The organism is Nocardia sp. bgisy134, assembly GCF_965341865.1.
Lineage (GTDB): Bacteria > Actinomycetota > Actinomycetes > Mycobacteriales > Mycobacteriaceae > Nocardia.
Window position 1 is genome coordinate 143,735 of sequence record NZ_CBDQZP010000005.1, and the last position, 25,436, is coordinate 169,170.

The window sequence follows — 25,436 nt, forward strand, 5'->3', positions numbered from 1 at the left end:
CCCTGGGGAGACGGCCCGATTCGCGTTTCCTACGGTCGTCAGCCGATCTTCGCGGACGTGATGACAACCGAGTCGAGCGGCACGTCCTGGTGCATACCCGCCGAGCCGGTGGCCACGCCGGCGATCTTGTCGACCACCTCGGTGCCCTCGACGACGGAGCCGAACACCGTGTAGCCCCAGCCGGACGGGGTGGGAGCCGAGTGGTTCAGGAAGTCGTTGTTCGCGACGTTGATGAAGAACTGAGCGGTGGCCGAGTGCGGGTCGTTGGTGCGGGCCATCGCGACCGTGTACTTGTTGTTCTTGAGGCCGTTGTTCGCCTCGTTCTGGATGGGGGCGTTGGTGCCCTTCTGGCGCATGTCGGGCTGGAAACCGCCGCCCTGGATCATGAAGTTCGGGATCACGCGGTGGAAAATCGTGCCGTCGTAGTGGCCGGCGTTCACGTAGTCCACGAAGTTCTGCACCGTCTTGGGCGCCTTCTCCGCGTCCAACTCCAGGACGATCGCTCCGAAATTCGTCTCGAGATTCACCTTGGTCATACCCACACCTTTCCATTCACCGGGTATTGGGTCACCAAGTCGGGTCCACTTTCGGGGCGAAAAGTACCCTCGGCCCGAAATTCGATGAACTCGTCGCGCGCTTCCGGGACCCGTCGTCGTCCCGTTACCCGCTAGCATTGCGAACCGTGCCCGACGTCGCTACTGCTGTCTTGACGAAGCCTCCCGCCGCACCCGAAGTCCGACCGAAGGATTTTCGGGCGGCGCGAATAGTCGCGCTGGTGGCCGGTGTGCTCGGGGCGCTGCTGGCGCTGGCCACGCCGTTCCTGCCCGTCGAGCAGACCACGGCGGTGCTGAAATGGCCGCAGGGCGGCACGCTCGGCAACGTGCAGGCGCCGCTGATGTCGCAGGTGCCGACCGACCTGCGGGCGAGCATCCCGTGTTCGTCGGTGGCGGCACTGCCCGAGCAGGGCGGCATGCTGCTGGCGACCGCGCCGCCGCAGGGCGACCGCGCGGCGCTGGAGGCGATCTTCGTCCGGGTCTCCGATACGTCCGTCGACGTGGTGAACCGCAACGCGGTGGTGGCCTCGGCCGAGCGGGCACGGATGGGCGAGTGCTCCTCGATCGTCATCACGTCGGATCACCACCGCACCTTCGCCGCGTTCCAGGGCATGATGCTGAAGGTCGACCGTCCCGTCGAGGGCGGCGCGCCCGGGCAGACCGAGACGGTGCAGGTGCCCGCCGAGGGCCAGATGCCCGGTGATTTCCGGCCGCAGGTGGTCGGCGTCTTCTCGGATCTGAAGGGCGCGGTGCCCGCCGGTCTGTCCTTCGACATGACCGTCGACACCCGGTTCAGCACCAGCCCGACGCTCGTCAAGCTGATCGCGATGATTGCCGCGGTGCTCTGTACGCTCGTCGCCCTCGCCGCGCTGGCCCGCCTCGACGGCAGCGATGGCCGCGGCCACCGCCGTTTCCTGCCCGCGCACTGGCTGAAGCCGACCTGGGCCGACGGCGCCGTGATCGGCACCCTGCTGCTGTGGCACTTCGTCGGGGCCAACACCTCCGACGACGGCTACATCCTGAGCATGGTGCGGGTGGCCCCGGACGCGGGCTACATGGCCAACTACTTCCGCTGGTACGGCGTCCCCGAGGCGCCGTTCGGCTGGTACTACTACGTGATCCAGGTGTTCGCGGAGATCTCCACGGCCAGCCCGTGGGTGCGCCTGCCCGCGCTGTGCTGCGCCATCCTCTGCTGGATGGTGATCAGCCGCGAGGTGGTGCCCCGCCTCGGGCGCGGCGTGCGCACCAACAAGGTGGCGCTGTGGACCGGCGGCCTGGTGTTCCTCGCCTTCTGGCTGCCGTTCGACAACGGTTTGCGCTCGGAGCCGATCGTCGCGCTCGGCGCCCTGCTGACCTGGGTTTCGATCGAGCGCGCCATCGCGACCAGCCGCCTGCTGCCCGCCGCGGCGGCGGTGCTGATCGCCGCCTTCACGCTGGCGGCGGCGCCGACCGGTCTGATGTGTATCGCCGCGCTGCTCGCCGGTATCCGGCCGCTGGTGCGGGTCGTGGTGCGCCGTCACCGCGAACACGGCGCGCTGCCGTTGCTCGCGCCGATCGCGGCGGCGGGCCTGCTGGTGTTGACGGCGGTCTACAGCGATCAGACCTTCGCGGGCATCCAGGAAGCGAACCGGGTCCGTCAGGCCACCGGCCCGAACCTGGCCTGGTACGAGGACTACCTGCGCTACTACTACCTGTTCGTGGAGACGGTGGACGGCTCGCTCTCCCGCCGCTTCGCCTTCCTCGTCATGCTGCTGTGCCTGTTCACCACCATGCTGGTACTGCTGCGGCGCAGGCGGGTGCCCGGCATCGCGAGCGGCCCGACGTGGCGGCTGATGGGCATCGTCCTCGGCACGATCTTCTTCATGATGTTCAACCCGACGAAGTGGACCCACCACTTCGGCGCGTACGCGGGCATCGCCGGTTCGCTGGCCGCGGTCACCGCGGTCGCGGTCTCGGCCAGCGCGTTGCGGGCCCGTAAGAACCGGGCCATCTTCCTCGCGGGTCTGCTGTTCGTGCTGGCGATCGCGTTCTCCGGCATCAACGGCTACTGGTACGTCTCCAGCTTCGGCGTGCCGTGGTTCGACAAGCAGATCTCGCTGAGCGGCTACTCGTCGAACACGCTGATGCTTGTTCTTTTCGGTCTCGCGCTCGCACTGGTCGCCTGGTTCGCGCTGCGTGAGGACTACACCAAGCCGCAGCCGTCGGCGAGAACCGTGCGCGGCAGGCGAATCCGCAAGTTCGCCGCGGTCCCGCTGACCGTCGTCGCCGCGCTGATGGTGTTGCTGGAGGTGGCGTCGCTGGCCAAGGGCGCCTACTCGCAGTACCCGGCGTACTCGCTGGCCCGCTCCAACTTCGACGCCCTGGGCGGCAATATGTGCGGCCTGGCCAACGACGTGCTGGTGGAGACCGACCCGAACGGGGGCAGGCTGACGCCGATCATCGATCCGGCCAACCCGCCCGCCAACGACGACGCGCTTGGCGGCGGCAAGCCGGTGGGCTTCGATCCCAACGGCGTGCCGGACGACCTGTCCGCCGACAGCGTCGAGGTGAAGCCGGGCACCGGCAACACCTCCACCCAGTCGGTCGGCGCGGCCTTCGCCGAGGGCGAGAGCGCGGGCACCGGCGGCGGCCAGGGTGTGCGTGGCGTGAACGGCAGCACCGTCGCGCTGCCGTTCGGCCTCGACCCCTCGACGACCCCGATCATGGGCAGCTACCAGGAAGGCATGCAGCAACCGGCCGCACTGACCTCGAGCTGGTACGAACTGCCCGCGCGATCGGCCGACCGCCCGCTGGTGGTGATCTCGGCCGCCGGACGCATCATGTCCTTCGACGACACCGGCGCGATGAAGTACGGCCAGTCGCTGACCGTGGACTACGGTCGCCGCCTGCCCGACGGCTCGGTGGAGAAGCTCGGCACGTACCTGCCGCGCGATATCGGCCCGTTCCCGTCCTGGCGCAACCTGCGGGTGCCGCTGGACGAGATCGCGCCGGAGGCCGATACCGTGCGCATCGTCGCCGAGGACCGGATTCTGATCGGTGACCAGTGGCTGGCGTTCACCCCGCCGCGGATGCCGAAGCTGAAGTCGCTCAACGACTTCCTCGGTTCGCAGCAGCCGATCCTGCTGGACTGGGCCGTCGGCCTGCAGTTCCCGTGCCAGCGGCCGTTCTACCACGAGAACGGCGTGGCCGAGGTGCCGAAGTTCCGCATCCTGCCGGACCGTCCGCTGGCCATCAGCTCCACCAACACCTGGCAGGCCGAGGAATTCGGCGGTCCGCTCGGCTTCGCGCAAATGCTGGCCAAGTCGACCACCATGCCGACCTACATGAAGGACGACTGGGCGCGCGACTGGGGTTCGCTGGAGCGCTACGACCAGTACGACCCGAACGCGAAGCCCGCCCGCCTCGAGACGGGCACCGCGAACCGGTCCGGCATGTGGTCGCCGGGAGACATGCGAGTGTTCTGACCGGACCCGAACAGTAAGCAGGGCCGTGGCGTCGGTGAACAACCGACATCACGGCCCTGTGATGTATGGGGGGGAGTGTTCCAGGAGTCTCGGTAGCGAAGGTTTTCCGGGCAGTCTGCTGAACACGGCTTTTCGGCGTCAGCCGCGTTGCCGTGGGGGTAGGTGGGTTCGGCTCAGACCTCGAGCATGCGGCGCCCGAGTTCGCGGCGCAGGACCTCCTGGGAAGGGAGGCGGCCGAGCACCCGCTGCACCGCAGGGCGTATTTCGCGCTTTTCCTCGTCGGTGAGCAGATCGACGAGATCGCGCAGATCCATGTCATCGAAGGCTGCTGTCATGCTCACAAGATTACGGTCCGAACGCGCCCGCGTCTCGTATTCGAATCATCGGTTACGGAGGTGTCACCTCGCCGAAACCGACAGTGCGTCAGCGGGTTTCGCGGGCGCCCCGAGACGAGGGGTCGCGGCAGGACGGCGGTTCGAAACCGACCGTCCAGCCTCCCCCTTCGGTAGGCGACCCGCGACCCGTTCGGCGTCCGGCTCGCCGTTATCGCGGCGGATTCCCGGCCGGGTTCAGCGCACCCGGATCGGGTCGTCCTGCGCGAGCCCGCCGCGCGTCACCTCGGTGACGCCGATCTGGGCGGGCACGGCGTCCGGGGCGTAGGGCGTGAACTGTTCCAGCGAACCCCAATCACGGGCCCAGTCGTGGTCCAGATAGCTGGGCACTGTCTCGGCCTTCGTCAGCAGTCCGGTCCAGCCGAGTGGGCCGCCGCCGATGTCGTCCTGCCAGGCGTTGGAGGCGTCGGAGCCGACCCGGTCGGGCAGGATGCGCCACTTGGGCGTCTCGGCGACGCCGTCGTGGTGGTCGAACGGCCGCTGGCACGGGAACGCCAGCCCGACGTGCCAGTCCAGCAGTACCGGATCTGTCTGTCCGACAACCGAGTTGAGGGTCGACAACCGGGGCAGGCGGGGCGGGGTGACAGCGAGCCACTGCTTGGAGGTGATGTCGTTGTCGACGGCGACCAAGCGCACCGCGTTCGCTTCGACGGGCAGCTGATCCAGCGGCACACGGAGGTTGCGCCAGGAGGGGGCCGGGCCGATGTCGAGCGGTTGCACCGAGCCGAGCGTGGTCACCGCCCCCTCGGGGCCGCGGGTGCCGTACTCCAGCTTCAGGTCCTGGCCGTAGGTCACCACGCCGTCGGCGTCCACCGTCCTGATCCGGCCCGCCGCGGTGATGGCCAGCACCCGGTAGGCGGGGTCGTTTCGCATGCTGTCGGTGAGGTCGAGGCGGTACCACTGCGAGGTCAGCGAGGACTGCTGCTGCTCGCCCTCCCGGTAGGAGCCCATGACGGGGGTGCGCGCGGGGTCGAGTCCGAACGGCAGCGCCACGGAGCTGCCGTTGATGCCCGCCTGCTGTGTGGAGCCGCCGCCGGTGCCCGCGCCGGTGGTGTTGGTCGTCTTGTTCTTCGAGTCCTTGTCCACCGTGTTCGCGCCGCCCGTCGTGGTCTCCTCCGCGTCGGCGGTGAGATCGCTCGCGACGCCGTTGGGGGAGAAGCCCTTCGACTCGGCGTTCAAGCCGTCGGCGGGCGCGCCCTCGTAGGGCAGCAGCAGCGAATCGGCGGTGTCGGTCTCGACGAGCACCTCGTCGGCCAGCGCGCACGGATTGCCGCGCAGCGACTCGACATTCGACTTGGCGATCGAGTACGCCGGGTACTGGGTGGCCGCGGCCTTGCCGAGCGAGGCGAACTCGAACAGCACGAGCAGCGCGGCGGCGACGGTCAGCGGCGCGGAGGCCAGCCGGTCGAAACCATTGACGGGCGTCGTCCTTTCGCGCCGATAGGGCTCGCGGTAGTGGAACCAGAGCGCGAGCAGCAGCGCGACGCCGGTCAGGCCGAGGAACAGCGTCGAGATGCCCTTGCCCGCCACCAGCGGCGCCTTGTCCCACCACGGCACGCCGTAGCTGGACACGTACCACCACCCGTTGGAGCCGGTGAAGGTGATCGCGAGCAGGAACAGCACGGCGGCGGCGAACAGCGCGCGGTTGCGCGCGGAGCGAATCGCCGCGGTGCCCACCGCGACAGCGGCCAGCGCCGCCAGCGATCCGGCCAGACCCGCGTACACGCCGAAGTGGTGGGTCCACTTGGTCGGCGTGAACATCATCAGGAACAGCGACGCGAACACGATGCCGAGGATGCGCACCGAAGGACCGCGCGAGGTGCCGGGGATGCGGCCCTTGCGCAGCACTTGGAGCACACAGACCAGCAGGCACAACAGCATGATCAGCACGCCGAAGCGCCGGGACAGCGAACCGTCCGGCGCGAGCATCAGCAGCGAATCCCAGCGGGTGCGCTCGTCGAACCAGGCCACGTTCGGGCCGACGATGGTGCGCACCCGGGTCGCTTCCATCACGGTCGCCAGGGTCTGATCGGCGAAAACCGCGATCAGCACCAGGGTTCCGGCCGCGAGACCGGGAAACAGCAACGCCGACCAGCGGAACACCTTGGCGCGCACGGTGTCCGTGTCCGTGCCGCGCGCCCGCTTGACGATGATCTCCAGCACCGGCCGCGATCCGGCGATCAGCGCGGCGACGCAGATCAGGCCGGTCGGACCGGCGGCCAGCGAGAAGGCCGCGATGAGCACCGCGACGGCGGCGGGCAGCAGCCTGCCGGTGGCGATCGCGCGCTCGATGGAGCACCAGGTGAGCAGCGCGCCCGCGGCGATCAGCGGTTCCGGGCGCAGTCCGTTGTCGTAGGGGAGCCAGAAGGCGAGGAAGACCAGTCCCGCGGTCCACAGCGCGACCTGGTCGCGGCGTACCCGAGCGCCGAGGCGCGGCAGCACCTCTCGGCTGATCACCAGCCAGCAGACGATTCCGGCGAGCAGCGTGGGCAGGCGCATCCACGGGCTGGCGTCGGAGATCTTGGTCATCCAGGCCAGCACCTCGTAGGACCAGCCGAACGGCGCCTCCGGCACCGCGAACCAGCGGTAGTAGTTGGCCATGTAGCCCGAATGCTCCGAGGCCCTGGCCATATTGAGGATGTATCCGTCGTCGGAGGTGTTCGCGCCGATGACGTGCCAGACCACCAGGGTGCCGAGGACGACGCCGTCGGCGGGGGTGAACCGCCACCAGTGCGCGGGCAGGAAGCGGCGGGCCCGCCTGCCGTCACCGGTGTCGAGCAGGTGCAGTGCGACGAGCGCGATGATCGTGCAGACCGCGGCCGCGATCATCGCGGCCAGCTTCAGCGCGCTCGGCGTGGAGGAGAACCGCGAGTCGATGTCGGCGTGCAGCCAGGCGCCGCCCAGCTGCTCGGCGGACAGGTCGGTGAACACGCCGACCAACTGCGGGCGGATGTCGCGGTCGATCGTGTTGCGGAAGGCGGTGCCGTCTTCGCGTCGGACTCCGGTGAATTCGACGGTGGTCGCGGCCGCGGTCGAGGAGATCTCGATGCCTCCGCAGGATCCGATCTCGACCACCGGCGCGGACAGCAGCGGAATGTCGCGTTGCAGCACCGAGAGCGTGCCGCCGGCGACCGAGACCACCAGGCCCTTGGGGCTGGCCTGGCCGGAGGCGACCGGGATGGTGGACAGCAGCGTGCTCGCGCCGGATTGCAGGGTCGAGCACGGCAGCGTGGCGTCCAGCCGCAGCGGGACGTACGACACCAGCGGCGCCTCGACCTCGGCGGCGCTCGGCTGGGGCCAGTCCAGCGTCGCCTGGTCCTGCCGCACCGGCAGCAGCGGTGTGAGCAGCGCCAGCACGAATCCGAGAAGTCCGGAGACGAGGGCGATCAGGCGGTATCTGGTGAACGCTCGAGAAGATCGGTCCGGTCGCACGGTCGTTCATGCTATCCACCCCGCGATCGTGACTCTCGGCACCGAGGGTGCGGTGGCCCGCGCGCCGTGGCGGCGGAGCCCGGCGGGTTCAGCGCACGGCGCGCACGTCCCAGACCCACACGTCGTCGACGCGCGTCGGGGCGAAGCCGAGCAATTGGGTAACGGTGCTGGTCAGCACGTCGGAGTGCTTCGTGAACGGGAGTACCAGGACGTCCGCCCGCCAGAACCGCAGATCCGCCAGCGCCGCGGCGCGTTCGTCGTCACCGATCGCCGGCACCGTTCCGGTGTCCTGCGCCTTCACCAGCAGCGCCGCGGTCTGCCGCGCCTCCGGACCGTAGCTGCCCTTCTTCTCGACGCCCGTCGGCCCGACGAAATATCCGCCCGCCAGCGGGAAGGAGAAGTCCGCGTCGGCCTGCCAGCGCAGCGCTCGGGCATCCGGAGGCCGGGGCGGCGGAATCATGACCACCGAACCGTCGCGCACGTACTCTCGCACCGTCCCGTCGGCGAAGAATCGCGGCGTGGGCGCGCGCTCGGTCACGGGCAGGACCGTCGGCGCCAACGGCAGCAGCGCGAAGGTCAGCGCCGCGAACCAGGCCAGCGGCTTCCAGTCCGTCGCCGACTGCTTCCACGAGGCCGCGGCGCGATTGGAGGCCAGCGCGAGCACCGCGGCGATGGCCGGGACGGCGGCCATCGTCAGCCGGGTCTCCAGCACCGAATTCAGCAAGGGAATCTTCTCGGCCAGCGCCCACGGCAGTTCGATGCCGGTGGGTCGCTTGCCGACCGTGGCCACCGCACCGAGCGAGAGCACGCCGAACACCGCGATCACCGCCGCCGCGGCGCGCACCACCCGGTCGCGCCAGAGCAGCGCCACGGTGGCGGTGAGCACCAGCAACAGCGGCCAGCCGAAGTAGGCGTTCTGTTCGGTGTCGTTGATGGCCACGTATTGGCCGGGGGCCCACGCGCCGCCCAGGGATTCGGACGGGAACTGCACGAGGGTCTTCAGGTCGTTGCCCATCGGACCGTGGTCGATGGAGTGATAGCTCTGCGGCCCGAAGAACTGCCACCACAGCGGGACCGCGGTGAGCAGCAACGTGAGGCCCGCGGCCGCGGCGATCGTGGGGGCCAGCGCGCGCAGCGCACGCACGCCCTGCCGCGGCTGGTGCAGGTGGTAGACCACCGCGAACAACCCGAAGGCGAGCGCGAAGATCAGCAGCGGCTCCTCGCCGAGCGCGATCTGCGACGCGACGAGCACGGCGAGCACGATCGCGTCCCGCAGCCGGTTGCGCGGCGCGGCCTGCGCGTCGAGGGCCGCGCGCGCCATCCGGATCAGCAGTCCGGCGATGATCGGGAGCAGCGCCAGCGCGACGAAGTTCGGGTGCGCGTTGGCGTGCGAGATCATCGCGGGGGCGAAGCCGCAGAACAGTCCGCCGATCGCCGCGGCCGCCCGCGACGTCACCAGCTCGCGCGCGAACAGCCGGTACCAGGCGTAGGCGGTCGCGGCCAGGCCGAGGGTGAGAGCGAGCACGAAGGTGACCGTCGGCCCGAAGAGCAGGGTGATCGGGGTGAACGGGACGCCGACGCCGAACATGGCCGTATTGGCCATCATGTTCACCCCGGCGGGGAAGTTCTGCAGGTTCGTCCCGAGCGGGTTCTCCAGGTGCGCGACCGAATGCGCGGTCACCGCGAAGAACCACTCCCACATGGTCTGGTCCTGACCACTCTTGATCAGGTAGCCACTGCCGGTGTCGCGCCATTGCCTGGAGAGCACGGCGGTGGCCAGCGCCAGGTAGGCACAGCCGACGAGCAGGTCCGCCCGGTGGACGCGCAACCGTGCGATCGCGGGGCGCTGGAGCAGTCCCGGCCGGGTGGCCGTGATACCTCCCGCCGATCGCTGTGTCGTCTCCCGATCGGCGCTGTCCAACTGCACGCGCGAACTCTCCCTCTGCCCTGCCGGAAATCAGCCGCCCACGATATAGCGATGGCGGCTGAGAGCGGGCGCCCACCGAGCCTGTGCGCCGGACGGCGCTGCCGAACGGAGTCCGTCCACAGTGCGCGCGCGGCCGGAGGTACGCCCAGTGCGTCGGTTATCCAGAAACGGCCCCGCCGACACATCTGTTTCGCGGCCGGGTCGGTGACCTGGGGTTTTGCCGGTGTCAGCGACGGACGGTGACGAGGGTGAAGGGTCCGATGTCGGTTTTTGTGAAGGCGGGGTCGTCGAACAGCTGCTTCGGGAAGCTCACCGTATAGCGCCGCACGTTCGGGTCGTTCGGGTAGACGTCCTCGGCCAGGCGCAGGCTGTACGCGTCGTCGCCGCGGCGGAACAGGAAGGCGTCGGGCGCGCGCCACGGGCTGTGCGCCATCGCGTCCAGCAGCTGCGCGGGCGAATCCAGCGCGCTCCAGTCCTTGATGGTGGCCGCCCGGCCGGGGAAATCGGCGAGCTGGTTCGCGTAGTGCGAGGTGAGCGCCTGGAAACCCCAGTACGGGTAGAAGGAGAGGAAGCTGGTGTCGGCGGTGAGGACGACCGTCTCGTCGCGCGGGCGGCCGGTCTGGGCGAGTAGCGCGGCGTCGATCTCGCGGTAGTACGAGACCGCCGAGGCCGGGCGCTTGTCGGCGCGGTTGCCGTCGCCGTCGGTGTCGGTGTAGGCGGTGGTGATCTCCGGGGTCAGCACGTGCGGGATGTCCTGGACGAAGGCCAGTGCGCCGACGATCGCGATCGCGACCACGGCGGGCCGGAATCGTGGGGGCTCGCCGAACGCCTGGTACACGGCGCGGGTGCCCTCGACGAGACTGAACGCGCCCGCGGCGGAGAGCAGCACGAGCAGCGGCGCCTCCAGCCGGAACGACAGCAGGGTGGTACCCGCCGCCGTCGCCAGCATGGACAGCAGCGTCCACAGGTAGATCGCCACCACACCGATGCCGAGCGCCTGCGCGCGCCGCGACGAACCCGCGCGCACCACCAGCCACACGGTTCCGATCAGGCACAGTCCGCCGAGCAGCGTGAACTCGGCCATCGGCAGCGGAAGCTCCGCGCCCGACTTCGGCAGGTAGTGCAGTGCCGTGCCGGAGCCCGGTGTCTTGGTGGTGAGCGACTTCACCAGGTACGGACCCCAGCACACCAATGCGATCAGCCCGGAGATCGCGGCGATCGCCAGCAGGCGCACCAGCGGCGGCACCGCGGCCCGCCACGTCCGCCGCTGCCGGATCTCGAGCCCGGCGGCCAGCAGACCCATCAGCGCGATCGCGAAGGCGGCGACGAGGAAGTGCAAGGTGTAGAAGGTCGCGGCGATGCCGAGGAACAGGCCGGTGCCGATCACCGCGCCCCAGCCCCCGGCCGTCCTGATCCCTCCCGCCTGCGGGCCGGGCGATGCCCCGTCCTCCAGCGGTCGATACAACGCGCCCCAAGCCAGCACCAGCGCGGGCGGAAGCAGGAGCACGATCACGCAGCTGTACGGCTCGGGCGAGGCGTAGGTCAGCGCCACCGCGGTCGTCGCCGCCGTGACCGCCACGGCCCAGTCGGCCCGGATCAGCTGGGTCCACAGCACGAGCGCGAGCACCGCCGCCACCGCGAGCGAACCGATCGCGTACGGCTTGAACGCCTCCCAGCCGTCTATCCCCAGCACATTCGCCACGCGTCCGCCGACCCAGAACCACCCGGCCGGATAGAACGGCGGCAGATCCATGTACGTCATATCGCGCAGCGACGCGCTGTCGGTGAGCCGCGTCAAGTACTCGGTGCGGAACTCCTGATCGACCGACACGCCGAACAGGTACAGCTTCGTCGCCGCAAGCGGCATCCCGAGCGTCACCGTCACGAACGCCGAAATCCCGGCCCAGGACAGCACTTTCGCCACCCGAGGCCACTTGTGCGCCCGTAACAGCCAGACCGCGGCGATCAGCATCGCGGCCGCCGCGACCTGCCCCGCCGTCGTCAACGCCCGAGTCACATTGGAGGAGTTGAACGCAGGCCAGGACACCAGCGAAAAGGCCACCAGCCCAACCGCGGCGACGACCGCGGCCACCAGCGCGGCGAGCAGACCCTCACCGAGTCCGGCTCCCACCTGCCGCAGGAACAGCGACATCCGCCCCGGTGGGGTCGCGGTGCTCTGTTCCGTGACAGTGGTGCTCATAGCGCCTCCGGTTCCAGTCGTCGGCTCTGCGCTCGGCACCCACCGACCGCCGCCCCTGATTCGCACCGCACGCTAACAAACTCCCCGCACACAGGCAGGAGACTGGGTCTCACCGCCGCCGCGCGAGCGGGCCTCGCCGGGATCGCGTGCAGCCCGGTATCGCACGCGATCACTCGTGACCGCCGAGCTCGCGCCGGAGAACATCTTGCGAGGTGGACGCGAAATCCGGCGGAGCGTCGATTTTCCGGCAAATGACAGACGGCGGCCGCAGTGCTCACCCGACTCCGGCGCGAAGAGATCTACGTTGTTGGCAACGGCCCCTGGCGCTGCGGGCAGATCGTCCGCGCGAAGTCGCAGTTTCCACGGCCGAGAATCCGCATCGTCGCCGTAGGTCACCGTCAGACCGACTCTGGATTCGGTCCTTCGTGCACGTTCACCTGCCGAAGTTCGGTCGCCAGTCGCGCGGCGGTGACGAAGTCGGCGTCGTCATGAACGACCACCAGACCGTGGTATGCGGCGGTAGCGCAGATCTGCAGGTCGACACTGGACAGACAGCCGTGGTTCCCGCGTTCGGCCGCGCGATCCTGCAAACCGGCGATCCACGTTCCGGCCGATTTCGGCACCGCGGCATCGCTGTACAAAGCGTCATACATGCCGCGGAACGCGGAGTACTCCTTCAGATTGCGCGCCGACCGGAGGAATTCGGCCCGCTGCGGGTAGCAGGACCGCAACTCCCCGTCCGTCGTCGGTGTCCGCCAGAGTTCGTGGACAGCCTCGTCTCGCAGGATGCGCCACAGCGCCGAGGAATCGAGCAGGTATCCGATCACCTGGCAGGTGGCTCCTTCTCCGCTCGGTGGGCGGCCTCGGCCCCTTCGATATCCCAGCCGCGAGCCAGCTCGAAGTAGTGGTCGTACGCCGCGGCGCGGGACATCCGCTTGTTGTATTCGGTTAGCGCGGCGGCGACGGCCGCCGTCTTTGTCCGGTGCCCGCCGAGTCTCTTGGCTTGTTCCAGAGCTTCGTCATCGATCTCGATATGGGTGAGGGACATGTGCGCCTCCTGTACATAAAGTCCGCGCCTGCTCGCTGAAATTGTACATTCACCCCTGGTGATCGGGATATAACGAGAACTGCCGCGGCATCGGGGATGGCGCGGCAGTTCTGGGTTCGAGGCAATGCTCAGAGGGGGAGCTTGCGGAAGATCGGGCGGGGGATGTGGCGCAGGATGGACATGAGGAAGCGCACGGGGCCGGGGGCCCAGATGAGGTCCTTGCCCTTTTCGGAGGCCGAGACCGCGAGCGCCGCCACGTCTTCCTTGTCGACGGTGAACGGGGCTTCCTTGGCGCCGGTGGCCTTCCAGTGGTCCAGGGTGGTCGTGGTGCGCACCTGGCCGGGGCGGATGACGAGGACGCGCGGGCCGAACGGGCGCAGCGCCTCGCCGAGGCCGAGGTAGAAGCCGTCCAGGCCGGCCTTGGTGGAGCCGTAGACGAAGTTGGAGCGGCGCACCCGCTCGCCCGCCACCGAGGACATGGCGATGATGCGCCCGTAGCCCTGCGCCTTCATCTTCTCGCCGACCAGCACGCCGACGGAAACCGCCGCGGTGTAGTTGATCCCGGCGACCTGCACGGCCTTGCGCTGGTCCTGCCACAGCTGCTCGGCGTCGCCGAGCACACCGAAGGCCACGATGGCGACGTCGACGTCACCGCCGGACCACGCCGCGTCGATCACCTTCGGGTGCGAGTCGGTGTCGAGCGCGTCGAAGTCGACGACCTCCACCTTGTTCGCGCCCGCGGCCTCCATCTGGGCCACCGCGCCCTCGCGCAGCGGATCGTTGGGGAGGGTGGCCAGAACGATCCGCGCCGGCCCCTTCTTCAGGTACTCGGCGCAGATCGCCAGTCCGATCTCCGAGGTACCGCCCAGCAGCAGGATGGTCTGCGGGTTGCCTACGGCATTGATCACTGAAGCTCCAGCCTTCTCGCCATGTCGGACATGAAAACGCCTGTGGGATCGACACTCCGGCGGACCTTGATCCACTCGTCGATCCGCGGGTACATCTTGTGGAAGGTCTCGGCCGTGGTGCGCGAGTCCTTTCCGGTGTAGAGCCGCCCGCCGAATTCGAGCACCCGGCGGTCCAGATCGGTGACGAACTCGTTGAGGCCCGCCGAGATCGGGAAGTCGACGCAGATGTTCCACCCGGGCATCGGGAAGCTCAGCGGCGCTTGGTTACCCGGTCCGAAGAGCTTGAAAACATTGAGGAACGAGTAGAACCCGGACCGCTGGATGTCGATGATGATCCGCTTGAACTCCTCCACCGACTCCGGCGGCACCACGAACTGGTACTGCAGGAAGCCGTTGGAGCCGTAGCCGCGGTTCCACTCGCCCAGCATGTCGAGCGGGTGATAGAACTGCGTCAGGTTCTGCACCTTACCGCGGTAGGTGCCCGACTTGCGGTACCAGAGCTCGCCGATCGGGGTGAAGGTGTACTTGTTGGCCAACCCGTTCGGGAACACGTCCGGCAACGTGAAGAACGTCTTGCCGTTGAACCGTAGCGGATCCTTCTGCAGCTTCTTGGGCAGCTGATCCAGCTTGGCCAGGTTGCCGCGGGAGATGGCGGCGCGGCCCAGCTTGGGTTCCGGGCTGATCGCGTCGAACCACGCCGAGCTGTACTCGTAGCGGTCCTCCGAGCCGTCGCTGTGGAAGGCGATGGTGTCGTCCAGGGTCGGCGTCACGTCACCGTCGGCGATGAAGTACGCGGTCTCCGTCGGCGTCATCTCGATGGTGGCGCGCAGGATGATGCCCGTCAGGCCGCAGCCGCCGATGGTGGCCCAGAACAGCTTGGCGTTCTTCTTCGGCGTGATGTGCTGCACGGTGCCGTCGGCGGTGAGCAGTTCCATCGAACGCACGTGGTTGCCGAAGCTGCCCGCGCTGTGGTGGTTCTTGCCGTGGATATCGGAGCCGATCGCACCGCCGATGGTGACCTGTCGCGTGCCGGGCAGCACCGGGACCCACAGGCCGAACGGCAGCGCGGCCTTCATCAGCTGGTCCAGGTTCACGCCCGCGTCCACGTCGACCAGGCGAGTGTCGCGGTCGATGCGGTGGATCTTGTTCAGCGCGGTCATGTCGACGACGAGGCCACCCGCGTTCTGGGCGTTGTCCCCGTAGGAACGGCCGAGGCCGCGGGCGATCACGCCGCGACGTAGGTGGGCCGGCTTGCCGTCGTTGTCCTCGGCGACCATGGCCACGGCCTTGGCGATCACTTCCGGATCGCTGGTCGAGAGCACTTCGGCGGAGGTCGGTGCGGTGCGACCCCACCCGGTCAGTGCCCGGGTCTCGGTCGGCAACGCGAAGCCGTTGGCGCTCGCAGCGCCGTTGTCGGTGCTACCTGCGGTCCCGCTGTCACCGTTCGCGACGGTGGCGGTCGAAGCTTTCGTTGACATCGGCATAGAGGCTACAGGCATGACGGCCGGAGGGGTTGTTGTCTCCGTACTCACCAGTATGGAGACGGTCACTACCGCCCCGCGGACCCGCGCCCCTCACCCGGCCGCGCCGGTCTCCGCCTTCACTCCGGGTCGTGCGCGATGCGTCCGGGTGCGCGAGTTGAGGCACCTCCCCTGCGCGCCGACCCTGCGCGGGCCGAGGAGGGGCGGGGTCGGGTCGCGCCCGTTACGCTCGTGCGCGTGCAAGCCGAACCCCACCTGCCGCTCCCGGCCGAATTGCCGCTCGTCGACGAGCCCGTCGGCGCGAACGACGGGCCCGAAGGAGGCAGCCTGCGTAACCACGAAGGGCCCCGAGAGCGCCGAGTCGACGACAGCACCGAAGTCGACCTCAAGACGCAGATCATCCGGTTCACACTGACCGGCGGCCTGTCGGCGATCGTGGACTTCGGGTTGTACGTCCTGCTGCTGAACGTGCTCGGCCTGCCCGTCTCGGTCGCCAAGTCCATCGGGTTCATCGCGGGCACCACCACGGCCTACCTGATCAACCGCAGGTGGACCTTCAAGGCGCCGCCGAGCCGCGCCCGCTTCGCCGCCGTCGTCGCGCTGTACGCCACGACCTTCGCGGTGCAGGTCGGCATCAACCAGGTGCTGTACTACGCGATCGGCGAGCAGTGGTGGCGGGTGCCGCTGGCGTTCGTCGTCGCGCAGGGCACCGCGACCGTCATCAACTTCGTCGTGCAGCGCCTGGTGATCTTCAAGATCCACTGAGGCGCCGCACGCCGCTCATCTGGCCAGCGCGGGGGCCGAGCCGGGCACGTCCGCGAGTTCGGCGCGGGCCTCCGCCTTCACGCCGAAGTAGTCGCCGCCCTTCGCCCGCGTATTGTCCGTGCCCCAGTCCCGCTGCTCACGTTCCGCGGGGACGAGGTGCGGAATGTGTTTGCGGCAGTGGATGTAGGCCTCCTCGACGTCGACCACGACCCAGAGTTCCGCGGCCCTTCCCTTGACGTTCTCGGGTAGCTCGGGAACGCTGCGCCGCAGCGTCGCGTCCTCCACGATGCGGGCGGACCCGTTGATGTGCAGGCCGATGAGGTCGCGCACGAAATCGATTAGCAGGATGCCTACGTGGGGATTCTCCAGAATGTTGCCGAGACTCGCCATCACGCCGTTGCCGCGGTATTCGGGATAGGCGACCGTTCGCTCGTCGATCACGTGCAGAAATCCGGGGGGACCGGCACGGAAGCTGTTGTCGCATTCGCCGTGTTTGTCGGCGGTGGCGACGAACGCCATGTCCATCCTGCCGATGAACTCGATCATGGTCGAGTTCAGCCGATCTCGCATCTGATCTGCGTAAAAACGATCGGCCCTGCCCTCTGTGCCGTACCTTTCCTGTAGTTCGCGCTCGCCATCACTGCCACAACGTGTACCGGGCATCGCGCCCCCTCTGGTCGCCGGAATCCGGGGTACCGCGCGACTCCACGTTGAACCGCGACTTGACCGAAATCCTGTCCATTTTAATGGGTTCGGGCATGGCAGATCTACGAAACCGCCATTGAGGATGCACCGAATGTGGCGTTAGCGCAAGGGTTTCCGTGAGTTTGCTGAATTCCGACCGGCCGGAATGATTTCCGGCCGGTCGGCAGGGTGTCGTCTCACGCGGGCGTCAGCGTCACCGGCACGCCGTTGAACACCGCGTTCCCCGAGGGCACGTCGACCACCGAATCATCGGTCAGCGCATTGGCATTCACCCCGGCATTGGCCTTGGCCACCGTCTGCGAGCTGCCGTCGTGGCCCCATCCGTGCGGCAGGCTCACCACGCCCGGCATGATCGCCTCGGTCGGCTCGAGCGGCACGGTCAACATGCCGGCGGCCGATTTCACCACGGCCTGGTCGCCGAGGCCGAGCCGGTTCACGTCGTCGGGGTGGATCTGCAACGTGCACCGGTTGGTACCGCTCACCAGGGTCGCGACATTGTGCATCCAGCTGTTGTTGGAGCGCAGGTGCCGCCGCCCGATCAACACGAAATCGGGCGCGTCCTCGGCCAGTTTGGCGCGCAGCCGCGCCACGTCGGCGAGCAGCGGTGCGGGCGCGAGCTCCACCCTTTTCGACGCGGTGCGCAGCGCCTCCGGCAGCCGGGGTCGCAACGGGCCGAGATCGATGCCGTGCGGGTTGTCCAGCAGCTCTTGCAGATTCAGGGTGCCACCGTTCCACTCGCCGTAGGGCCCGAGCCGCAGCATCAGGTCGATGCGCTGCTCGGTGCTGGTCTCACCGTGCAGTTCCGGCCTGCGCTCGGGAATGCCCGCCTTGTGCAGCATGCCCGCGATGACCAGCTCGTCCACCATGGTCAGCGGGTCCTGGTCGCCGGTGCCGTTGTGCGGCCTGCCGGTGAGCGCCGCGCCGAGCCGGGCCAGCACACCCGCCTCCGACGGGCGGTCGCCGAGCGGCACCAGCGGGCGCGAATAGCGGGTGTAGTTGCGCACCGCGAACTGGAGCAGCGCGAAATCGTAGTGCGGGGACTGCAACGGGCGCGGCGGCGGCAGGATGACGTCGGCGTGCCGCGTCGTCTCGTTGACGTAGCGGTCCACGCTCACCATGAACTCCAGCCCGGCCAACGCCGCGTCCAGCCGCGCGCCGCTCGGCGCGGAAAGCACCGGGTTGCCCGCGACCGTCACCATCGCGCGTACCTGCCCCTGGCCCGGCGTGCGGATCTCGTCGGCGAGCGTGGCGACGGGCAGCTCGCCCATCGACTCGGGCAGCCCGCGCACCCGGCTGGTCCAGCGGCCGGTGCGGAACGGTTTGGTGCGCGAGATGCCGCCCGCGGCGGCGGTGGCGAACATGGCGCCGCCCGGCGAGTCCAGATTGCCGGTGAGCACGTTGAGCACGTCGACGAGCCACTGGGTCAGGGTGCCGAATTCGGCGGTGCAGGTGCCGATCCTGGCGTACACGGCCGCCGTCGGGGCCGCGGCCAGCTCGCGAGCGATGCGGACGACGGTCTCGGCGGCCACTCCGGTGCGGGCCGCGACGACCTCCGGTGTGAAATCGGCGGCGGCCGCGCGCAACTCGTCCAGCCCCGCCACCTCGACCCGCACCTCGGTCAGTCCTTCGGCGAAGAGCGTGTGCACGATGCCGAACAGCAGGTAGGCGTCGGTGCCCGGCCGGACGAACAGGTGCTCGTCGGCCAGTTTGGCGGTGCGCGTCAGGCGCGGATCCACCACGACGAACCGGCCGCCGCGGCGGCGCAGCGCCTTCAACCGACCGGGGAAATCCGGCGCGGTGCACAGCGATCCGTTGGACTCCAGCGGATTGGCTCCGAGCATCAGCAGGTAGTCGGTGCGATCCAGATCCGGCACCGGCACGGTGAGCGGATCGCCGAACATCAGCCCGCTGGCCACCTGCTTGGGCATCTGGTCGGCGGTGCTCGCGGAGAACAGATTCTTGGTGCCGAGCGCGCGCATCAGCACGGGCAGGTACAGCGCGCCCGCCACGGTGTGCGCGTTCGGATTGCCCAGATAGAGTGCGGCCGCCTGGTTCCCGTGCTCGGCGAGGATCGGCGGGAAACGTTCGGCGATGTAATCGAAGGCCTCGTCCCAGCCCGCCGTGCGCCACGTGTCGGTCGCTCGATCGCGGATCAGCGGTTCGGTGACCCGGTCCGGGTCCTCGTCGAGGTGGCCGAGGCTGGCGCCTTTGGGGCAGAGGAAGCCCTTGCTGAAGGGGTCTTGCTTGTCGCCGCGGATCGAGGTGACGTGGTCGTCGCGGTCGAGGGTGATCTCCAACCCGCACACCGCTTCGCACAGCGGACAGGTGCGCAACAGGTTGCGAGAGAGGTCTGTGATCGGAGCCATATCCCATCTTGACCCGGCGGTCGGCCGGAGGGAAGGCAAATTTGCGACATTTTTGGAAGATGTCCCATAGTCGCGAGCGGTGCCGGAGAGACGAGGACGACCGGCATCCGTCCAACGGATGCCGGTCGTTCAGGGCCGGTAGTGCGGGCCGTCCCCTCCTCCGGGGAGTCGTTTCAGCAGGCGACGCTGGTCAGCTGCGTGCGGCGCCGGGTGGTGGCCGTAGCGGCCGAGCGCACGGCGGCGCTGATCGCGACCACCGGCGGCACCCAGCGGGCCTCGTGCGGGGCGACGCCCCAGCAGGCCGACCCGGCCGAGAGCTTGCTCGGCGGCAGCGGGATGCCCGCGCCGTCGGTGTAGACGGTGGCGCCCGCCTCGCGCAGCGCCTCCAGCGCCATGGCGGCCTTGCGCAGACCGGTGACGAGGTGGATCTCGCGACGGTCGGCGCCGGGGAACTCGATCACCGGGCCGGACAGGTTGTTGGCGCGCAGGAAGCGGCGGACCGCACCGGCCAGCTCGCCGCTGACCTCGATGCCGGAAATCTCGTCATCGGTGATCAAGCAGATCCCGTTGGCCGTTTCGGCAACCGTCCATCCACGCTGGATGTAGTCCTGCGCCGCGGCATCGATGTCGGCCGCGGAGACGGAAGTCGGAAACGAGGTGCGCACTGTTTTTCTCCATTCCCCGGTAGATCTGGGTCCTGCGTTCATGGGTCGTATCGAGGGGCGGTGGCCCCGGCGTTACGCGATTCGCGAAAGTTTCTTGAACTGTGGACTACGTCTCATCCGGCAGGGGTCCGGTCGGGGTCGTTCGGGTCGCTGACAGGGCCAACTTTCGAGCACGTGGCTGTCGGGGCGCTGTGTCGCCGCTGTGAGGTTCCTGGGGGCTGGTTCGGGACGCGAAATGCGGGGAGGATTCGGCGCATGACCGATGAGTCGAGCGGGATCGCGCTGCCCGATCCGGAGGAGTACGAGACCGAATCTCGTTGGATCGCTTGGAAAGCGTCGGCCACCAGGCGCTTCGCCAAAGCGGCCGAGCGCGACGAGGAGCCCGCCGAGCCGTTCCGCAGCCCGCGCGCCTTCCGGCAGTGGAGCGCGGAGACCGCCCGCGCCCTGATCGACGTGCAGTTCCACCGGACCGCGACCACCACGCTGCTGCCGCTGGCCTACATGCTCGGCCTGATCTTCGCCTTCGCGGTCCCGATCAGCGTGACGGTGTGGATGTGGCAGGTTTCGGCGGTGCTCGGCGTGCTGGCGGGCCTGGTCGCGGTGCCGCTGGGTCTCTCGATCGCCGCCGCCGTGCGCCTGGTGCTGGAATTCCTGGTCAATGCCTCGCGGCTGGCCACGCGGGTGGAGCACATCAGCGAGCTGGCCGACGATCTGTTCCAAGCGCTTTCGGATGTCGCCGAGCCGGTGAACCAGCTCTCCGAGGACGTGCGCGCGGTGCAGTTCTGGCGCTTCGGCAGGCGGGGTTCGCGCAAGTAGGCAATCCGACAGGGTTGCCATGGGATGACCACGTCGAACCTGATTGTCTCTCTCGAGCCATTGGCCTGCCTGAGCCAGCAATCCTGCGCTATGTCAGTTTTGCTGTGAAACAATGCTGTTCGAGCGTTGGGGAAGGTTCCGGATGCTCGGTAGGGAGCGTCGGTATCGGCGGCACGAGGGGTCTTCGTCGTGTCACCTCGACGCATGGCGCGAGGGGGAAAGCATGGCTTTACCGCAGGGAACAACCGGATCGACCATGCCGCGTCGGCAACTCGGCCGACACCTCCGCGACCTCCGCAACCGCGCCAGGATGACCACCAGAATGGCTGCCCAGCAGCTGGAGTGGTCGGAGGCGAAGATCTGGCGGATCGAAACCGGGCAGACCTCCCTGCGCAGCCTGGACGTCGAGGCGATGTGCAAGATCTACGGCGCCCCCGGCGATCTCGTCGGCCCGCTCACCGCGCTGGCCAAGGAGACCAAGGCCAGGGGCTGGTGGACCGCCTACAGCGATGTGCTCGGCGAGGGTTTCGAGATCTACATCGGTCTGGAGGAGGCGGCGCGTCAGCTGTCGACCTACGAGAACGAGCTGGTGCCAGGGCTTTTGCAGACCGAGGCCTACGCGAGGGCGCTGCTGAGCGCGGCGCGACCGGACGCCTCGCCCACCGAGATCGAGCGAAGGGTCCAGTTGCGGCTGGCCAGGCAGGCATTGGTCACGCGTGGCGAATCGCCGGTGCAGCTGGACGTGGTGATCAGCGAGGCGGTGCTGTGGCGGCGCGTCGGTGGCGCGGATGTGACGGCGGACCAGCTCGAGCACCTGCGGCGCATGAGCGAATTGCCGAACGTGCGGATCAAGACGGTGCCGCCGGAATCCGGGTACCACGCCGGGATGGAGTCGGGCCGGTTCGTGATGCTCGAATTCCCCGAGGGGCGCATGGGTGAGGAGCCCGAGCCCCCGGTGATCTACGTCGAGGCCTTCACCGGACCGGTCTACCTGGACAAGGACAGCGAAATCGACCGGTACCGGAAGGCTTTCGCCGACATCAAGTCGGTCGCGGTGGACGCGCGCCAAGTCCTCGACGAGGCGCGGGCCGCGCTCGCCTGATCGGACGAGTTCCGCGCGGCCGGAGTGTTTCGCGGGCCGCGGGCTGCCTACTGCGAGGTGCGGCCCGGCTACTGCCAGGTGCGGCCCAGCACTTCGCGGTGCGTCGGTAGCGCTTGGTTGTAGACCCGCCTGCCCTTCTCTGTCAGGCAGACGAAGACCGCGCGCCGGTCGTCGGAGCACATGCTGCGCTCGACGAGTCCGTCGCGCTCCAGCCGCGCCACGGCGCGGGACAGCGCACTCTGGCTCAGGTAGATGTCGTTGGCCAGATCGCTCATTCGGTAATTGCCGCAATCGGCATCGACCAGCCGGTCCAGCGTCTCGAACTCGCTGAGCCCCATCTTGTGCCTGCCCTGCAGCTCTTTCTCCAGCGCGCAGCTGACGGTGGCGTGCCGGTCGAGGAGCTCGCGCCATTCGCCAACCAGCTCGGTGGGCGCGATGGTGCGCCGAGCGGTCTCAGTGGTCGGCTTCGACATGGCCCCATCTTAGTGGTGCGGGTCGATGCATGCAACCACATTTAATGTGTTGGCATTTAATGCGTGCGCATGTAATGTCCTCCACATGACTTCACCAGCAACGCTTTCGGCCGCCGCCACGGCGATCGATCCGACCAGATGGTCCGCCCGGCTCTGGGGCATGCTGATCACTCTCTGCATCGTGTTGTTCCTCGACGGTCTCGACGTCTCGATGATCGGTGTCGCGCTGCCGTCCATCGGCGCCGAACTTGATCTGTCCACCTCGACCCTCCAGTGGCTGGTGAGCGGTTACGTGCTCGGTTACGGCGGCCTGCTGCTGCTGGGCGGCCGCACCGCCGACCTGCTCGGGCGGCGCAAGGTCTTCCTGATCGCGCTGGCGGTCTTCGCCCTCGCCTCCCTCGCGGGCGCGCTGGTCAGCTCCGGCCCGCTGCTGATCCTGACCCGTTTCGTCAAGGGCCTGGCCGCCGCGTTCACCGCGCCGACCGGTCTGTCGATCATCACCACCAACTTCGCCGAGGGCCCCGCCCGTAACAAGGCGCTGTCCATCTACACCGTGTTCGGCGCGGGCGGTTACTCGTCCGGCCTGCTGTTCGGCGGCCTGATGACCGGCGTCGGCTGGCGCTGGACCTTCCTGCTCCCGGTGCCGATCGCGATCGCCGCGCTCGCCGCCGCGTGGGTGCTGGTGCCCAAGGACAAGCCGGCCGAAGAGGGCGGCCACGACATCCTCGGCGCCGTGTTCTCCACCGCCGCCATGCTGCTGCTGGTCTACACGGTGGTCACCGCACCCGAGGCGGGTTGGGTCTCGGCGCGCACCATCGGTTCGTTCGTCGCGGTGATCGCGCTGTTCGCCGCCTTCCTCGCCGTCGAGCGGCGGGTCGCGCACCCGCTGGTCCGCCTCGGCATCCTGCGCAAGTCGTCGCTGATCCGCGCCAGCCTCGCCATCGTCGCGGTCGCGGGTTCGTACTTCAGCTGGCAGTTCATCGTGACCCTGTACATGCAGGACACGCTCGACTGGTCGCCGCTGAAGCTGGCGCTCGCGCTGCTGCCGGTGGGCCTGCTCGTCTCGCTCTCCGCGGTGTTCTCCGACAAGCTGGTCGATCGCTTCGGCACCGGCCCGATCATCGCCGTCACCATGGTCGTGATGGCCGTCGGCTACCTGCTGTTCCTGCGGCTGAACACCGACCCGTCCTACCTGACGGTGATCCTGCCCGCGGTCCTGCTGATCGGCATCGGCTGGATCGGCTTCCCCGCTATCAACATCCAGGCCACCAACGGCATCGATGACGAGGAGCAGGGGTTGGCCGCAGGCGTGCTGCAGACGTCCATGCAGGTCGGCGCGGCCATCGTGCTCGCGGTGACCACCGCGATCATCTCCTCGGGCGGCCACAGCGCTTCGCCCGCGGACATGCTCGACACCTACCGTCCCGGTTTGGAATTCGCCGCAGGCGTCGCCATCGTCGGCGCGCTGGTCGCCCTGCTCGCCTTCGTGCCGAAGCGCGGCAAGCGGGAGCAGGTCGCCGAACCGGAGCTCGAACTCGTCGGCTGATCCGCAGCGGTCGACGACAATCGGAAGCCACGTCCGGCGGCACGCGCCGCCGGACGTGGCTTCCGGCATGTCGGAGAACTCAGGGGAACGGCGGCGCTGCGGCGTCTTTGGGGGAGCGCAGATAGGTCAGCGGTGCGCCGTCGCGGCCGACCTTCGGCCATTCGATGCCCAGCCGGGGATCGAAAGCGTCCAGGTCCCTGTCGAATTCGGGGGTGTACTCGATGGAGCACAGGTAGGTGACCGTCGACTCGTCCTCCAGCGAGAGGATGGCGTGGCCGAGCCCCTCGGACAGGAACACCGAACGCCGGTCCACGTCGTCGAGCAGCACGCTGTCCCAGCGGCCGTAGGTCGGCGAACCGGGGCGCAGATCGACGACCACGTCCATGAAGGCGCCGCGCACGCAGGTCACGTATTTCGCCTGGCCGGGCGGGTCCTCGGTGTAGTGGATCCCGCGCAGCACGCCCGCGGCCGAGACCGAGCAGTTCACCTGGTGCAGCTCGAACGGCCGTCCGGTCGCCTTCTCGAACTCGGAGGCCTTGAACGACTCGACGAACGTGCCGCGCTCGTCCTGGAACCGGCGCGGGGTGACGACCCAGGCGCCTGGCACCGCGAGCTCCCGAATCTCCATCTCACCAATCCCGTCCGCGTTCCAGCAGATCGAGCAGGTAGCCGCCGTAGCCGGACCGGACGAGCGGCTCGGCGCGGGTGCGCAACTGCTCGTCGTCGATGTACCCCATCCGCCAGGCGACCTCCTCGGGCACGCCGATCTTCAGACCCTGCCGCTCCTCGATGGTGCGCACGTAGTTGGCGGCGTCCAGCAGCGAGTCGAAGGTGCCGGTGTCCAGCCAGGCGGTGCCGCGGGCGAGCACGTCGACGCGCAGCCGGTCCTGTTCCAGGTAGGCGCGGTTGATGTCGGTGATCTCGTACTCGCCGCGCGCCGAAGGCCGCAGCCCGCGGGCGATCTCCACCACGTCGTTGTCGTAGAAATACAGCCCGGGGATGGCGTAGTTCGAGCGCGGGACCTTGGGCTTCTCCTCGATCGACACCGCGCGTCCGCCGGTGAACTCGACGACGCCGTAGGCGCTCGGGTCCGACACCCAGTAGGCGAAGACCGCGCCGCCGTCGATCCCGGCGAACCGGTTCAGGCTGGTGCCGAGGCCGGGCCCGTGGAAGATGTTGTCGCCGAGCACGAGCGCCGCGCACTCGGTGCCGATGTGATCCGCGCCGAGCACGAAGGCGCGCGCGAGACCGTCCGGCTCGGGTTGCACCACGTAGCTGATCGAGATGCCGAACTGGGAGCCGTCGCCGAGCAGCCGGGCGAACGCCTCGGCGTCCTCCGGTGTGGTGATCACCAGGATGTCCTTGATGCCGGCGAGCATCAGCGTGGACAGCGGGTAATAGACCATCGGTTTGTCGTAGACCGGCACCAGCTGCTTGCTCACTCCGCGCGTGATCGGGTGAAGCCGGGAACCGGTGCCGCCCGCCAAGATGATTCCGCGCATGCCCTGGAGTCTGCCAGTTCGGCCGCTCCGGGATTCGGGGAGGTTCCGACTAGCGCACGAATTGATCACGAACGTTTCGCCGCCCGGCGC

The 25,436-nt window shown here is 68.6% G+C and carries 20 protein-coding genes; 5 read left to right on the forward strand and 15 right to left on the reverse strand.

Features of this window, described 5'->3' with window-relative positions:
• Nucleotides 1-38: 38 nt before the first annotated feature.
• Nucleotides 39-536: a peptidylprolyl isomerase gene (locus ACRWNM_RS11500; RefSeq protein ID WP_431966423.1), complete on the reverse strand. Its 498-nt coding sequence runs from the start codon at nt 534-536 to the stop codon at nt 39-41.
• Between the two features lie 146 nt (nt 537-682).
• On the opposite strand from ACRWNM_RS11500, the gene ACRWNM_RS11505 reads away from it, so the two are divergent.
• Nucleotides 683-4,018 (forward strand): arabinosyltransferase domain-containing protein, encoded by a 3,336-nt coding sequence (locus ACRWNM_RS11505; RefSeq protein ID WP_431966425.1) that lies wholly within the window; start codon nt 683-685, stop codon nt 4,016-4,018.
• Between the two features lie 173 nt (nt 4,019-4,191).
• On the opposite strand, the gene ACRWNM_RS11510 is transcribed toward ACRWNM_RS11505, so the two are convergent.
• The 8 genes from ACRWNM_RS11510 to ACRWNM_RS11545 form a co-directional block, all read right to left on the reverse strand.
• On the reverse strand, nt 4,192-4,353 hold the full coding sequence (locus ACRWNM_RS11510; protein WP_169810867.1) for a hypothetical protein: 162 nt from the start codon (nt 4,351-4,353) through the stop codon (nt 4,192-4,194).
• A gap of 234 nt (nt 4,354-4,587) precedes the next feature.
• Nucleotides 4,588-7,842 carry an arabinosyltransferase domain-containing protein gene (locus tag ACRWNM_RS11515; protein WP_431966427.1) on the reverse strand — a complete coding sequence of 1,085 codons (3,255 nt, stop codon included), beginning with the start codon at nt 7,840-7,842 and terminating at the stop codon, nt 4,588-4,590.
• Between the two features lie 88 nt (nt 7,843-7,930).
• Nucleotides 7,931-9,769, reverse strand: coding sequence for a glycosyl transferase (locus ACRWNM_RS11520; protein WP_431966429.1), 1,839 nt, complete (start codon nt 9,767-9,769; stop codon nt 7,931-7,933).
• 226 nt (nt 9,770-9,995) lie between these two features.
• Nucleotides 9,996-11,921, reverse strand: a complete 1,926-nt coding sequence (locus tag ACRWNM_RS11525; RefSeq protein WP_431966781.1) for a galactan 5-O-arabinofuranosyltransferase — start codon at nt 11,919-11,921, stop codon at nt 9,996-9,998.
• A 446-nt stretch (nt 11,922-12,367) separates the two neighbouring features.
• Nucleotides 12,368-12,796, reverse strand: a complete 429-nt coding sequence (locus ACRWNM_RS11530; RefSeq protein WP_431966431.1) for a PIN domain-containing protein — start codon at nt 12,794-12,796, stop codon at nt 12,368-12,370.
• Entirely contained in the window at nt 12,793-13,017 is a 225-nt protein-coding gene (locus ACRWNM_RS11535; protein WP_431966433.1) for a type II toxin-antitoxin system VapB family antitoxin, read from the reverse strand. The genes ACRWNM_RS11530 and ACRWNM_RS11535 overlap by 4 nt, the downstream gene beginning before the upstream one ends.
• A gap of 128 nt (nt 13,018-13,145) precedes the next feature.
• Complete coding sequence (locus ACRWNM_RS11540) at nt 13,146-13,925, reverse strand: decaprenylphospho-beta-D-erythro-pentofuranosid-2-ulose 2-reductase (RefSeq protein WP_431966435.1); 780 nt, start codon at nt 13,923-13,925, stop codon at nt 13,146-13,148.
• A complete protein-coding gene (locus ACRWNM_RS11545; RefSeq protein ID WP_431966437.1) occupies nt 13,922-15,409 on the reverse strand; it encodes an FAD-binding protein in 1,488 nt (495 codons plus the stop codon). The genes ACRWNM_RS11540 and ACRWNM_RS11545 overlap by 4 nt, the downstream gene beginning before the upstream one ends.
• A gap of 234 nt (nt 15,410-15,643) precedes the next feature.
• On the opposite strand from ACRWNM_RS11545, the gene ACRWNM_RS11550 reads away from it, so the two are divergent.
• Nucleotides 15,644-16,171, forward strand: coding sequence for a GtrA family protein (locus tag ACRWNM_RS11550; protein WP_431966439.1), 528 nt, complete (start codon nt 15,644-15,646; stop codon nt 16,169-16,171).
• Nucleotides 16,172-16,186: 15 nt separating this feature from the next.
• On the opposite strand, the gene ACRWNM_RS11555 is transcribed toward ACRWNM_RS11550, so the two are convergent.
• From ACRWNM_RS11555 to ACRWNM_RS11565, 3 genes are all read right to left on the reverse strand, one after another.
• On the reverse strand, nt 16,187-16,834 hold the full coding sequence (locus ACRWNM_RS11555) for a pyridoxamine 5'-phosphate oxidase family protein (protein ID WP_431966441.1): 648 nt from the start codon (nt 16,832-16,834) through the stop codon (nt 16,187-16,189).
• A 218-nt stretch (nt 16,835-17,052) separates the two neighbouring features.
• Complete coding sequence (locus ACRWNM_RS11560) at nt 17,053-19,242, reverse strand: molybdopterin oxidoreductase family protein (RefSeq protein ID WP_431966443.1); 2,190 nt, start codon at nt 19,240-19,242, stop codon at nt 17,053-17,055.
• Between the two features lie 173 nt (nt 19,243-19,415).
• On the reverse strand, nt 19,416-19,907 hold the full coding sequence (locus tag ACRWNM_RS11565; protein ID WP_431966445.1) for a hypothetical protein: 492 nt from the start codon (nt 19,905-19,907) through the stop codon (nt 19,416-19,418).
• Between the two features lie 255 nt (nt 19,908-20,162).
• On the opposite strand from ACRWNM_RS11565, the gene ACRWNM_RS11570 reads away from it, so the two are divergent.
• Together ACRWNM_RS11570 and ACRWNM_RS11575 are read left to right on the forward strand one after the other, a co-directional pair.
• Nucleotides 20,163-20,723, forward strand: a complete 561-nt coding sequence (locus ACRWNM_RS11570) for a DUF4282 domain-containing protein (RefSeq protein ID WP_431966447.1) — start codon at nt 20,163-20,165, stop codon at nt 20,721-20,723.
• A gap of 256 nt (nt 20,724-20,979) precedes the next feature.
• Nucleotides 20,980-21,825: a helix-turn-helix domain-containing protein gene (locus ACRWNM_RS11575; protein ID WP_431966783.1), complete on the forward strand. Its 846-nt coding sequence runs from the start codon at nt 20,980-20,982 to the stop codon at nt 21,823-21,825.
• Nucleotides 21,826-21,893: 68 nt separating this feature from the next.
• Here ACRWNM_RS11575 and ACRWNM_RS11580 read toward each other — a convergent pair whose 3' ends face one another.
• Nucleotides 21,894-22,298, reverse strand: coding sequence for a MarR family winged helix-turn-helix transcriptional regulator (locus tag ACRWNM_RS11580; RefSeq protein ID WP_431966448.1), 405 nt, complete (start codon nt 22,296-22,298; stop codon nt 21,894-21,896).
• Nucleotides 22,299-22,383: 85 nt separating this feature from the next.
• On the opposite strand from ACRWNM_RS11580, the gene ACRWNM_RS11585 reads away from it, so the two are divergent.
• Entirely contained in the window at nt 22,384-23,844 is a 1,461-nt protein-coding gene (locus ACRWNM_RS11585; protein WP_431966450.1) for an MFS transporter, read from the forward strand.
• A gap of 79 nt (nt 23,845-23,923) precedes the next feature.
• Here the strand turns inward: ACRWNM_RS11585 and ACRWNM_RS11590 are convergent, their stop codons facing one another.
• Together ACRWNM_RS11590 and rfbA are read right to left on the reverse strand one after the other, a co-directional pair.
• Nucleotides 23,924-24,472 carry a dTDP-4-dehydrorhamnose 3,5-epimerase family protein gene (locus ACRWNM_RS11590; protein WP_431966452.1) on the reverse strand — a complete coding sequence of 183 codons (549 nt, stop codon included), beginning with the start codon at nt 24,470-24,472 and terminating at the stop codon, nt 23,924-23,926.
• A 1-nt stretch (nt 24,473) separates the two neighbouring features.
• The gene (rfbA, locus tag ACRWNM_RS11595; RefSeq protein ID WP_431966454.1) at nt 24,474-25,346 is read right to left on the reverse strand and encodes a glucose-1-phosphate thymidylyltransferase RfbA; all 873 of its coding nucleotides are present in this window, start codon (nt 25,344-25,346) and stop codon (nt 24,474-24,476) included.
• Nucleotides 25,347-25,436: the final 90 nt, after the last annotated feature.